The organism is Taibaiella koreensis (assembly GCF_003545715.1).
Classification (GTDB): Bacteria; Bacteroidota; Bacteroidia; order Chitinophagales; family Chitinophagaceae; genus Taibaiella; species Taibaiella koreensis.
On sequence record NZ_QVNU01000010.1, the window covers coordinates 151,279 to 163,981 of the forward strand.

Sequence of the window (12,703 nt, forward strand, 5' to 3'; positions counted from 1 at the left end):
GCCGGCAAAGTTCGCGCTCTGTTTTTTTCAAGCAATTAATATTCTTCTATGTACACAGGTATTTTTAGGAAATGGAAACTGATCTGCGCACTGAGTCTGATCACGGCAAATAGCTATGGACAAAAGCTGGGCGGCACCGCGCCTGATGCTACCAAAGTAGCCGGTAGTGGTGCGGGCAATGCTGCTCCTATGGGTGGCTTATACAGTCCCAGTCTCTACGACGGCAGTCTCAACATCAATATTCCCATTTACAGCTACAGCACCGACGACGGCGAGTTTGGCGTATCGCTGGGCTACAATACCCGTGGTGTTAAGGCCGATGAGCTGGCCTCGGAACTGGGGCTGCACTGGCAGCTGAATGCCGGCTTTACAATAAGCCGCGTGGTAAAGGATCTTCCGGATGAATTGAATATGCCGGCCGACAATACGGCGACTTTAGATGATAACGCCACCTTCAATTCCTATACCTGGCTGAAGGGAAAGTACGCTGTCTACAGCCAGTCCGCCGCTTCCGCTGCCGATACGAATGTGTATAAGGATGGAGAGAACGACGACTTCGTCGTAAGCCTTCCCGGCGGCAGCTTTACCTTTAACCTCGGTCCCGGCGGCACTGTATTCACCCGGCCGCAGCGCAATATAAAAGTACGTCCCTTGCTGAACGGCATTCCGCTGCCTGATATCGGCGATCAACAATTGGTCGACGGCTATGGCAGCCGTGTCCTGGAATTCCTCATCAGCGACGAAGCGGGTAACGAATATTATTTTCAGCGCGGCGATTTTGAAGACCGCGATGTATTTGACCAGTATGACGACGGTACCGGTATCGCTACCTATGCGCTTACCACCCGTTGGGTGATCCGGGATATCAAGCTGGCGAGCGGCGCTAAGATCACCTACCAGTACAGCAACGATGAAGGCGGTGTTACGGCGGAGCTCTATACCGCTTATTCGGCACGGGAGGGCGCCTACAGTACCGCGCCGGGATCGTCGCCGGTACGCCGCAATAATGCCTATACCAGCAGGATTCAACAGATCCTGTATCCCAATGGCGTGATCGTTTATTTCAACTACGATAGCCGCAAGCGTATCGACTATCTTTCCGGCGCGCTACGCGAGATATCGGTAGGAACCGGCTATAGCGGTATCCGTTACCGTATGGACCAGGCCTTTTTCAATAAAGAGGCAGCCTCGCCGGAGAAGCCATACGAAGATAATGTCAGCGTCAATTATTCCAGCCCTGATCCGAATCTGCGGCTGAAGCTGAAAGGAATCCGCCTGGTCAGCAAAGATGAAGCTGCCGAAGAGCCTTTCTACAGCTTCGACTATGCGCCCCTGCCGGTGCCACCCAGGGGAACGCCCGGCCAGGACTATTTCGGCTATTTTAACGGACGTATACCAACGCCCTGGCAAAGCGTTTCCCCGCAGGATTTCAAGGTGAGCATTCCCTATCATAACGAATGGATACCCAATAATCCCAATAACGTAGTGCATCCTTACGGGGTGGATAAATCGGAAAATATAGCGGCTATGAAAGCGGGTATGCTTACCGGCATCCGCAATGCTTATGGCGGCTCGGTTGCCTTCCGTTACGGTGGTCATGTAATGGCGGCCAACAGTATAAGCGGCCTGCCCACCGACGATCTTTTCCTGGGTGTCAATGCCAACGATGGCTTGCGTATCGATACCATTATCGAGCAGGAGCCTTTTCATCCCGAAAACAGCAGGGTTACCGCTTTCAGCTATACCGGCGGGCAACGTTTCCTTACCGGCGGCTACTTCCATTACCCACTGTACCTGAATTACAATACTTATGCGGTTAAGGATATCCTGTTCACCAACCAGTACATCAGTCCGCACCAGCTTCTCGGCGGGGCCAATCACGGCTATAGCCAGGTGGATGTATACAACCGTACCGGAAGCGGCCAATTGCTGTCGCATATGCAAACCTTGTTCACTAATTTTAAAGATGCGAACGGCCAGCCCCGGTTGATCGCATCAAGCGGTAAAAAGTACTACGAGCAGCCTTATACCGATAAGCAATATATCCGCGACTGGGAAATGGGCCTGCCATTACAGGTGAACCGCTATGATCAGAACGACGGATTGACGAGCCAGACCCTTAACGAATACGAGCCACGCTTTGTACCCGCCGACGCAACATACACCAGCACCAAAGTCAACAAAATATCGTTGGGCCGCCTGCAGCCCAGCTCTATGGGTATGGGTGAAATGGGCCCCCACCGCGGGTTTTACCGCTATACGGATACTTATACGCCTTGTTCAGGAAAAATGTTGCTCACCCGTACGGTCACCAGGCAATATACGGGTATAGGCGTTTATGCCAGCGATACTTCGCTGTTCCGCTATGATGACCACGACAACCTGTCTGCAACCATTACGACCGATAGCAAAGGCGATCGCTATTACAGCCTGCAGTGGTACAATTATAACTTTAGCGGCGCTACATCCGGAGCCATAAACCAGATGAACCAGAACGGCCTGGAAAAAGTCGTTTCCCTGCAGCGCTGGCGCAGCAACCCGCTCAGCGTAAACCCGCCGCAGCAGGGCGATCTTATCGAGTCCTTTATTACCGGCTATACGTTCTACAACGGCGGCTTGTTTGCCCGGAGCCTGTACACCACGCGCCTGGAAGCGCCCATGAGCGCTGCTGCCTTTAATGCTACGGGCACTGCTGCCAGGATATTGGCGGCGGATGCCGGAACGGTCCCCGCCGGTTTTTTTGAGACCAGCAAGGTGGTGGCGCGCGACGATAAAGGAAATCCGCTGGAGACCGAGGTATCGGAAGGCATGGATCGCAAGGTAATGCTGTGGGATGTCACGGGGCGCAAGCTGGCAGAAGCAACCGGCTGCGGCTATAACGACATCGGCTATGCAGGCTTCGAAAGCAATAACAGCAACTTCAGCTATAACCCGGCCGGCGTAGCAACAGTAACGGATCCGGTGGGCGGACGTAATGCTTACTGGCTCAGTAGCGGCCTTATTAGTCGCAGCGGCTTGAGCGCGGGGAAATGGTACCGGGTATCTTTCTGGGCTACCAATAGTGCCAATATTCCCTCATGCACCATCGACAATAACCCGGTAGACCTCACGGCCGGACCGGTGAGGGGAAACTGGACCTATTACGAGGGTGTATTCCCGGCCGGTAGCAGCAGCGAGGAATTCAAATTGTTTGGCGCGGTTAATTTTTACATCGATGAATTGCGGCTGAGCCCTGTCTCGGTACCGTTGCAGACCTATAACGGGGATGCGCTGCTGGGCACCACCTCGGCCACCGATGCCCGCGGCCGTATGGTGTACTACGAATACGATCCGATGAACCGCCCCAACCTGGTGCGCGACCAGGAAGGACATATCCTGTCCAAGACACAGTACACCGTACACGGCGCCGAGTAAATCCTATTTCCTATTCCAAAATCTGTTTTATGCAAACCTTTTTGCTTCGTTATATCCGGGTAATGCTGCTCACCTTATGCCTGACCGCACCGGTGCTCAGGGGCAGGGCGCAGACCGTCAACAAACCCCAGACCGGGCAGACCAGCCCCGCCGGAACGGTCTCGTCGACCCTGCCGGATCCGCCGCCCGCCATCACGGTCAATACCTCCGATCTCTACAACTATGTACGCAGCTTTACGCCGCGCGTGCCCATCGACGATCCTGCCCAGCTGACCACGGCAACGGCGCCTGCGCAGGCGCAGGTAAGCACGCTGTACAAAGACGGCTTCAACCGCAGCATGCAGGCCGTGCAGCACCATATTGTCCCGGGCAAAAGCCTGGTAGCCCCATCCGATACCCGCTTCCGCACCGAAGAGACGGGCTACCTGCCTTATGTGGTCAATGGCTCGGGCTTCAGGGCCAATGCCTACAACGAGCAGCAACAGTATTACAACGGTCTTTACCCCGGTGAAGGGCCCACAGCCTATAGCCGCCTGCGCAGCAATACCCAGGCGGGTAAACGCAACCAGATGAGCTATGCACCCGGTAAAAGCCAGGTGGGGCAGGGCAGGGCCACGGAGACCGACCAGTTTTTCAACATCGCCAACCAGGTGATCAATTGGAGCGTCGATCAGAGCGGCAATCCCGTCAATAATGGCTATTATGCTGCGGGAACGTTGTTTGTTGAGCAGACGAAGCAACCCGATTTCAATGCTTCCGATGTGATCTTACCCCCGGTAAGCCGGATCTATAAAGACCGTAACGGAAGAGTGATCCTGGAGGAAAAAGCCGACAGCGCCGCCACGGGGTATTTTTACCGCAGCACTTACTATATCTACGACGATATGGGCCGGCTGCGATTGGTAGCGCCGCCCAAAGCCGTGGAGCAGGCGCAGCTGAACAGCTGGACGCTGAACAACACGATCAGGGATCAATACTGCTTCCAGTACCGTTACGATGGCAAAGGCCGTAAGGTAGAACAAAAAATACCCGGTAAGGGATGGGAGTACTTTGTGTACGATAAGCGGGACAGGGTAGTGATGAGCCAGGATGCCAATTTAATTGGTGCCGGCCAATGGCGCTTCGTTCTTTATGATATCATGGACCGCCCGCTTTGCTCGGGAATCTACCAACCCTCCGGTCCCGAGTCAAGGACGCTGCTGCAATCCGTTATCGATAACCAGGTGAGCTATACGGAGCCCTACTTATTTTACTATATCAATAGCTATCAGCTGTACCAGGTATATCCCGGGTATATTGAAGCGTGTACACCGCTCGTCTACACTTATTACGATAACTATGAAAATGCCGACGGCAACGGCGATCTCTGGAGCACTTACGATTCGGAGCTGCAATTTACCGAGCAGCAAAACATCGCCGGTTCGGAAACACCGCAGCGCAGTAATCGCACCATGGGCCTGCCCACCGGCAGCCGGGTAAAAATATTGCCTTCACCCTCGGCGGAAACCAACCTTACCGGCGCATGGCGTCATACCGCTTTGTTCTACGACGATAAGGGCCGGCCTATTTATAGCGCCAGCCGCGACCTGGACGAAAACAAATATATCGCGCACGCTTCCTATAGCGGCAGCCAGTACAGCTTTAGCGGACAGGTGCTGAATACCAAGCAGGTGCTCATCAACAACAAATACAACGATGGCTATCCCAGGCATAGCGAGGTGAGCCGGAATGAGTATGATGCCAATACCGGCAGGCTGGACAAGACCTGGCGCCGGGTAGACAATGCGACAGCCTGGACGCTTACAGGAACTTATACTTACGACGAGCTGGGCCGCCTGCAGCGCAAGGTGCTGGGCAATAACGGCGAGACACAGGACTTCGGCTACAACATTCGCGGACAGCTTACCGGCATCAACGGCGTTTATGCCGAGACCGGTAATAAGCAGGGGCAGAACATTACCTTCGGCGAATCGCTGAAATACGATTACGGTTTTGACCAGCTGCGTTACGATGGTAAGATCGCCGGAATGATCTGGCGCGGCAGCGGTCCCAATACGCATGCCTATGGTTATGATTACGACCTAAGCGGCATGCTCAGGCGCGCCGACTATAACCTGCGGGTGGTGGGTGGCTGGAGCCATAACGACCTCGACTTTAGCGTATCCAACCTCTATTACGATAAGAACGGTAATATCAAATCGATGACCCAGCGCGGCGTCGATCCGGCAAACGGTCCTGTGGATATGGACATCCTCAGCTATAGCTATACCAACGGCAACCGGCTGGATGCCGTGAAAGACAATGGCGTACCGGATTTTGGCGCCGGTGATTTTCAGGACGGCCATACCGGCGCGGGCGACTATAGCTACGACGGCAATGGCAACCTGACCCTGGACCAGAACAAGGGCATCGGCAACGTAACCTATAACCACTTCAACAAGCCGGTGACGATCTTGCTGCCGGGTGGTAAGCAAATCGAGTACAGCTACGATGCCGCGGGGGCCAAAGTGCAGGAACTGGTGATCGTGCCCGGCCAAGCCCTTAAACGAACCGATTACATCAGCAATTTCGTATACCAGAACGATAGCCTGCAATACGCCCTTACCGCCGATGGCCGTACAGCCTTCAACTATACCACGGCCAACCCTATAAAAGAAGAGTATTTTGTCAAAGATCACCTGGGCAATGTGCGCAGCAGCATCGACATCACTACCTATAGCATACGGCAGTACCTGGCCACCTATGAAGTAGCCAGCGCCAACCTGGAAGGCCTGCTGTTTGACAAAGTAGGCGAGATACGGGACGAGAAACCGGGCAGCACCGATCCCGAAGACAACAAAGCGGGCCGGCTTAATGCCTCGGAAGCCGGCAGGGAAACGGGCACCTCGCTACTGGTGAAAGTAATGGCCGGCGACCAGGTGGACATGAATGTGAACAACTATTATGAAAGCTACGACAGCAAGAACGATAAGCCGCTGCGGCCGGAAGAGATGCTGCAAAGCGTGATCAGCACGCTGACCAACGGGTCGGGAGGCCTTCCCGGCGAAAGCCACAATACCAAATTGGTGAACCAGCTCTTTACCCAAAGCAATTTCAGCGCGCTGGAACAGCTGACACAGGCGCAGGGCATCGATCCTGCGCGGCCGCAGGCTTACCTTACCTATGCCTTGTTTGATGAAAGCATGAAGCTGGTCGCGGAATTTGCCGGCGCTTACCAGGTCAACGGCAATGGCGGCTGGGCAAGCATCGGTAGCAATGGCGCGCGGGTGATCCCCACCAACGGTTATTTAGCCGTATATTTGAACAGCCGCTGGCGCGATCTCCATTGCAATCCCTGCAGCAATATATTCTTTGATAAGCTGAACGTAGAAGTAAGCAAGGGCAACCTGCTGGAGGAGAGCCATTACTATCCGCATGGCCTGCCCATCAAGCCGCTGAGCAGCGTGCAGGCGCCTTCGGGAGGATACAGGGACAACCGGCGCAAGTACCAGAGCAACGAGTATATCCAGGACCTGGGTCTGAACTGGATGAGTTTTGGCGCGCGGCAATACGACCCGCAGATCGGGCGGTTCCTGAGCGTGGATCCCCTGGCCGATGCGCAGGGCCAACAGGTCTTCTCGCCCTATGCCGCCATGGGCAATGCACCCGAGAGCATGGTCGATCCCAATGGCATGGCCTTCGGTCCGCAATACCAGGATCGCGCCATGTGGGATTTCAATCCCTGGCAACGGGTAAGCGCCGTGAATACCTTTGCCAATAGCTCACTGGAGTGGATAGAAGCCGCCTGGGGTGACTATAGCAACGGGTTGGATATGGGTAGCAGTGGGCGCGTAACGGAATATTATTACGAGGCAGCGCAACGAAAATGGAGCGAATTTGTAACCGCGAATAGCGGTGGTAGCGGCGCGAGTGCATCGGCGAGTACGAATGATGTGGGAAATAACAAGAACGACGGAGATGGCGTTTCACAAGAATCAAATACTCAATCTCCCCCAAGTAACGTTCAGTCCAAGGGCAAAAAGGCACTTAAAATTGCCGGGTCTTTTGTAGCCACTGATCCTAAGAAAACTACTTTAGGTAAGATATTGCAGGTAGCCAGCCGCTTCACCTGGGAATTGCCACAGCAGTTGATAGGCGTACTTACAGCAGAGGTGACAAATCTATTTGGTGGAATTGAAAGTGCAGAAAATAAGAATGGGGCGTTGGTACTTGGGAATAAATGGATGCCAAGAGGCGCTGGATTTACTTTGGGTAACATTTTGACAGTTGGAGAGGGTAGTAGGGAAAGCGTGATTTCTCACGAATATGGTCATTATATTCAAAGCCGGCGATTCGGAATAGGATATCTAATAGCGTTTGCATTGCCAAGTGTGGTGAGAGCTGAATTATGGAGTATTGGAATATTAAAAGGAGACTATAACAACTTTTATACCGAAAGCAATGCCACGCAATTAGGATACAAATATTGGAAACCTTAAATTGATTATCATGAAACAATTACTCTTACTTTTCTTATTGTCTTTCATTGTTAGTGGATGTGAGCCATCGTACAGAATATATGTCTGCAACAATACATCCTCTGATGTATATATTAAAACACATCCCGAAATCGAATCGTTGTATTCAACATCTAATTCATATATAGATGCAATTCGTCGTTATAAAGTTGGACAAGCTGGCAAGTATGGAGTTTATCGATTAGGCTCTAACGATACGCTTATGCTGGACGGGAACATTGGTTCTCCAACAATAAAAGAAATTCCATTTGACTACATATCATTAATTAGCAACAATGACACAGTGATATTAGATAACAAAGTGGAGATATTCAAACAGATTAAAGGCACAGTCAAGAAAGGCAGGAGTGGAAATTACTATATAAATGTGGGGAAATAAGAGATTCGATTAACAATAATATTGTTAATAAGGCAAACTCCCTTTTGGTTTTCGCAGCGTTTCCTAAAAGGAGAACTGCGAATGGTGGCGAACTTCCCCCCTTTCACAACATCTTTTAGACAGGGAACGTTGTGTCAGGCCTTATCTCATTAAAACCAATCAGACGTTAATGTGCTGCTACTGTTCTACAGGCGGTGCAAATGGACTCCACTAATCGTACGAAATCTCTCTTTGTTGTTATGACATTAACTAACGGTGGAGCGCATTCAGTTTTAGTAATTGGTTATAATACAGGATCTGGCGATGTAATATATATGGACCCTATGCTTGGCGCAACTAATCGTGGATCTGCTGCATCTTTTCTTAAAGGATATGAAATTCCATTGAAACGTAATGTAAAATCTTAACCATAATGAAATATTTAATTTCTATTACTGCATTTTGGCTTTATATAAGTCTAACAACTTTTTTGTTTGCTCAAAGTGATTCTGTGTCAAATAGTCTTTTTATCAACTCAGGAGGTAGGGCAAAGCCTTATATTTTCTTGATGGCAAACAACTTGAATGTGATTTGTCAAAAGTATCTCCCGATGACGTGGGTGCAATTTTTGCAGAAGGTGATTCGTCTTATGTTAGAAGAGTTTATACAAACGGACAGGATACATCCTTAATATATCATTATTTTGGTAAAGAACGAAACAGAGGTATACTCTTCATCTTTACTCGAAATAAAGCTTTAAAGATAAAACTAAATGAGTTCAAAATGTACCTGGCAAAGAGGAAGAAGGGACAAAAGGCTCTTTTCAAAGTAGATGATCAACCCTTATCAACCATTTACAATAGCACTAATAAAATTTCAAGTATTCGGAGAGTAGAAAATTTCCCTCTGGTCTATTGGGAAACAGGAAGGAAGGATATATTTGTTCTTTTTATTATTAAAACCAGAAGTGAGTAATGCAATGACGGTTGTATTAATTTCTAATAAATTCACTTCGTATCTCCCGCTAGGATGGATGATCGATGTTAATAAATAGAAATAGGTGCATGAAAGTTTTTATTAAACACTATCGAAGATTGCTTCCGTATAAGAAGGGCGAGTATATCTCCTATCTGGAACATGGCTCTGGGCCAGATGAACAATGGTACGGAATCTCGATTCAAAGCGGAGGTCATAACAACAAGTCTGATTTTTTGATTCAGTTTTGCGTCGCTGTTTTTGAGAAATTGATTCGTTGTTATGATAATGGTGCAAGTTGGATCATAAGCCATGACGACAAAGACATGCCTTGGTTTTATAATAATGCAAAAAAAGATACACTGGTTGACTTGTGGAAACTATTTCGTGAATACAATACCCCACCAGATTTTAGAGGAGGGATTCGTTTGAGCACAGACATCATTCTTAAAAATTTATTAGATGATCTCGTAGCATATCCATTTATTCTATCCTATAAGAATTTGGATGTATCAAATAGCAAAGTTCCATTCATTATCAAGATAAGCGATCATTTGTGCATTGATGTGCTTGCTACTGACATTAAAATAATTAAAGAAATACAAGGTATGAAGTTTTCCTATTCTTGTCAGACAATACTTTATCGGTAGCGACGTCGAGAGCCATGTTCGCTATCTTCCATGGGTTATGGAGATAGTTCCGTTAGTTTGTCTTACACCATCCATTTATTTCCTTTAATAGAAACGGATTTATTCATATAGCCAATGAAAAGCGCATTATACAACGCAATCCGGTCAATAAGCCTTAATGAATTCGAAGCGGCAGATAAGAAGGAATTACTGAGTATCTTTATCCATACCGATAACGCTTTGTTACGGAACCATATTGCTTTTATTTTTTCCGATTTGAATTACACCGAATCGATCCCACATATTATTCAAAAGATAAAGGAAAGGGCGCTTTATAATGCCAATGGCTCGCTGGTTTTTGCATTGGAGAATATGGACACTTTGCCCTATTTCCTTGAGATAATAGAGATTGTCTGCGAGCAAGGATATGAGGCGAGGCTAGCTGCGTTAGAAATTATCCAAAAAGATTTGGGCTCCATTTCTGACACTGTCAGGGAAGAAGTCAGAAGTGTAATCAACAAACATATGAAAATGGAAATAAAACAAGAATCGGAGGTAAAAGAAAATAGTAAACTTCATTTTATGGAAGAAGTCAAAACAATGCTGGACAATTGAATAAATGGCTGAGCGATATTTTGCGTGGGATAGAATATTCTTTAAGCGATTTTGGGGCGAACCTTTGTATGTACAATTTTTCTTGTTCAATATCTAATTTGAGAAACCCAGTACTGATGAAGACGAAATTCTTATTCCTGGCTTTTTATTTTATGCCCTTTATTTTATTTGCTCAAGCCAGGCAAAATGTAACAGATAGCAATTCAATTGTTTCCTTTGGAGATATGGTATACGTTGATGAAGTTAACGGGATGAATGTTTTTGCCAACGATACGTTATATCACTACATCGGAGCTGGGATTGATAGACATAAAGAGACGATTGATCTTGATGACAGAAGATATCCAACCATTTATATGACCAACAAAGACGGTTCCGAATTTCTTGAGATTTGGGGTGCGCCTGATATCCTATTCAGGCAGTTTTATACTATTGGGTATACTCAAAATAAAAAATGCGCTTATTGCGGAACCAACATAGGACCTTCCGACTTTAGAAATTTTTATGTAAATAAAGAAATTAGATTAGGCGATGATCTCAAAAGCGTATGGGCCAAAGTTCATCTTAATTTTTATCGTAGGTTTAAGTTTAGCGGCGTTGATTATTTTTATTTTGAGCAAGGGGTGAAACACGAACTACCTTTTATGCCTGAAAGACTTTTTTAGGCATTCCCTTACTTAGAACATAATATAACTTTCCATGAAAGTTTATGAAAATTCAGCGATGGAAATCTATACTTTTCTAAGAATTTCTAAATCGAATTAATACGCCAATTATTTTAAAGAAAAAATTTTTTGTTTGAATTATTTGGTGTAAATAGGCAAAAATGCTATCTTTGCAATTCACCATTCTTCCCAAATTGATAGCACATCTACTACCATCACTTTATAGTGAGTACTGTGACCTTTCTCTCAAATTACAGAAGTTATCTGAATTAATTAATGCCTATGGCGGCATTCTTCCTTCTGTAAATAAAAGTCAAGATGATCATACGATCAAGGCTAAAGAAGATATCCCGGAATTTGTTCCAGTAATGAAGCCAGAAGCAGTACATCATTTCGAACATCGCCATCTAAACCTAACTCCGGTAGCAACTATTTATCCCAAAGATGGTTCTTGGCGAGCAAAGATGTTATATTGTCTTCGCCATTTTTCAAAACCTGTTACAGCTGTAGAGGTTGCTAATTATATTCTCACATTAGAAGAATCCCACAGCGAAAAAACCATCTATGAAAGGACAACTGACTATCTGTGTAAGTTAGATAAAGAAAGAAGAGTTGTGTCTGATCGCTCTGATCGTCCTTTCAAGTATTCTCTGCCTGCCTCTTAATTATACCCCAGTATCTGTAGCACAATTAATGTAGCATTACCAAATAGGTAAAGCTGTGTCTCCCTATTCCATTTTTCACCTTTCATTCGCCTATGACAACTACCTACATGTCGTATCAGGAATTCTGTGTCCAATATCCAGACGAGGATTCTCTTTTGAAGAAGATTTTTGAGATGAGATATTCCTTCGGTGAATGTCCTAACTGTGGTCATAAAAAGCCATATCAAAAGATAAAAGGTCGTCGTGGTTTCCAATGTAGTAAGAGGGGCTGCCATAATCAAATATTCCCCCTATCGAAAACGCCACTTAGGGCAACGAAGTTAGATATCAGACTCTGGATATATGTCATTTACCAGTTCGTGAATTCAAAGGCAGGATTGACAGCCCAATTTCTATCTCGTGACTTACAGGTCACACCTAAGACTGCCCTTAGGATGCTAACGGTGATCCGAATGAATCTACAAAATAATCAGGAACCGTTGTCGGGTCTTGTGGAATGTGACGAGAGCTATTTTGGTTCACCAATACGTAACTTATCTAATAAAAAAAGACACGCTGAAAGCTTCCCTATAAACCGTAGCACATAAAATTAGAGAATTGCTATCTTTAAAAAGGGAAGACAATATGAAAAAGAGCAAATTCACAGAGAGCCAGATTCTTGGCATCCTCAAGGCCCAGGAAGGAGGGCAATCAGTAGCAGACATCTGCCGTGAGCATGGCATAAGTCAGCCAACATTTTACCAATGGAAAAGTAAGTATTCAGGCATGGAGGTAGCTCAGCTTAAAAAGCTTAAGGAGCTTGAGGCAGAGCTATCGCAGTATAAGCGGATAGTTGCCGAGCAAACACTACAGATAACGGTCCTTA

11 protein-coding genes are annotated in these 12,703 nt (G+C 47.3%); all 11 read left to right on the top strand.

From position 1 onward, the window contains the following. Nucleotides 1–48: 48 nt before the first annotated feature. Entirely contained in the window at nt 49–3,414 is a 3,366-nt protein-coding gene (locus DZK30_RS24420; protein ID WP_118976819.1) for a hypothetical protein, read from the top strand. A 29-nt stretch (nt 3,415–3,443) separates the two neighbouring features. Continuing rightward, entirely contained in the window at nt 3,444–7,892 is a 4,449-nt protein-coding gene (locus tag DZK30_RS24425) for an RHS repeat protein (RefSeq protein WP_118976820.1), read from the top strand. Nucleotides 7,893–7,902: 10 nt separating this feature from the next. Next, complete coding sequence (locus DZK30_RS26170; protein ID WP_162903433.1) at nt 7,903–8,310, top strand: hypothetical protein; 408 nt, start codon at nt 7,903–7,905, stop codon at nt 8,308–8,310. A 239-nt stretch (nt 8,311–8,549) separates the two neighbouring features. Continuing rightward, nucleotides 8,550–8,717 carry a hypothetical protein gene (locus DZK30_RS26175; protein WP_162903434.1) on the top strand — a complete coding sequence of 56 codons (168 nt, stop codon included), beginning with the start codon at nt 8,550–8,552 and terminating at the stop codon, nt 8,715–8,717. A gap of 163 nt (nt 8,718–8,880) precedes the next feature. Further along, nucleotides 8,881–9,264: a hypothetical protein gene (locus DZK30_RS24430; protein WP_118976821.1), complete on the top strand. Its 384-nt coding sequence runs from the start codon at nt 8,881–8,883 to the stop codon at nt 9,262–9,264. Between the two features lie 89 nt (nt 9,265–9,353). Then, a complete protein-coding gene (locus tag DZK30_RS24435; protein WP_162903435.1) occupies nt 9,354–9,914 on the top strand; it encodes a hypothetical protein in 561 nt (186 codons plus the stop codon). A 114-nt stretch (nt 9,915–10,028) separates the two neighbouring features. Next, nucleotides 10,029–10,508 carry a hypothetical protein gene (locus tag DZK30_RS24440; protein WP_118976823.1) on the top strand — a complete coding sequence of 160 codons (480 nt, stop codon included), beginning with the start codon at nt 10,029–10,031 and terminating at the stop codon, nt 10,506–10,508. A gap of 116 nt (nt 10,509–10,624) precedes the next feature. Then, the gene (locus DZK30_RS24445) at nt 10,625–11,173 is read left to right on the top strand and encodes a hypothetical protein (RefSeq protein WP_118976824.1); all 549 of its coding nucleotides are present in this window, start codon (nt 10,625–10,627) and stop codon (nt 11,171–11,173) included. Between the two features lie 170 nt (nt 11,174–11,343). Next, the gene (locus DZK30_RS24450) at nt 11,344–11,838 is read left to right on the top strand and encodes a hypothetical protein (protein ID WP_162903436.1); all 495 of its coding nucleotides are present in this window, start codon (nt 11,344–11,346) and stop codon (nt 11,836–11,838) included. A 107-nt stretch (nt 11,839–11,945) separates the two neighbouring features. Next, complete coding sequence (locus DZK30_RS26670; RefSeq protein WP_394342416.1) at nt 11,946–12,425, top strand: transposase; 480 nt, start codon at nt 11,946–11,948, stop codon at nt 12,423–12,425. Between the two features lie 37 nt (nt 12,426–12,462). Continuing rightward, nucleotides 12,463–12,703, top strand: a 241-nt coding sequence (tnpA, locus tag DZK30_RS24460) for an IS66 family insertion sequence element accessory protein TnpA (protein WP_162903334.1), incomplete at its 3' end; no start/stop codon positions are given.

Excerpts from the sequence above, each read along its gene's own strand:
- DZK30_RS24420 (WP_118976819.1), top strand. The coding sequence starts at position 49 with ATGTACACAGGTATTTTTAGGAAATGGAAACTGATCTGCGCACTGAGT.
- DZK30_RS24425 (WP_118976820.1), top strand. The coding sequence starts at position 3,444 with ATGCAAACCTTTTTGCTTCGTTATATCCGGGTAATGCTGCTCACCTTA.
- DZK30_RS26170 (WP_162903433.1), top strand. The coding sequence starts at position 7,903 with ATGAAACAATTACTCTTACTTTTCTTATTGTCTTTCATTGTTAGTGGA.
- DZK30_RS26175 (WP_162903434.1), top strand. The coding sequence starts at position 8,550 with ATGACATTAACTAACGGTGGAGCGCATTCAGTTTTAGTAATTGGTTAT.
- DZK30_RS24435 (WP_162903435.1), top strand. The coding sequence starts at position 9,354 with ATGAAAGTTTTTATTAAACACTATCGAAGATTGCTTCCGTATAAGAAG.
- DZK30_RS24440 (WP_118976823.1), top strand. The coding sequence starts at position 10,029 with ATGAAAAGCGCATTATACAACGCAATCCGGTCAATAAGCCTTAATGAA.
- DZK30_RS24445 (WP_118976824.1), top strand. The coding sequence starts at position 10,625 with ATGAAGACGAAATTCTTATTCCTGGCTTTTTATTTTATGCCCTTTATT.
- DZK30_RS26670 (WP_394342416.1), top strand. The coding sequence starts at position 11,946 with ATGTCGTATCAGGAATTCTGTGTCCAATATCCAGACGAGGATTCTCTT.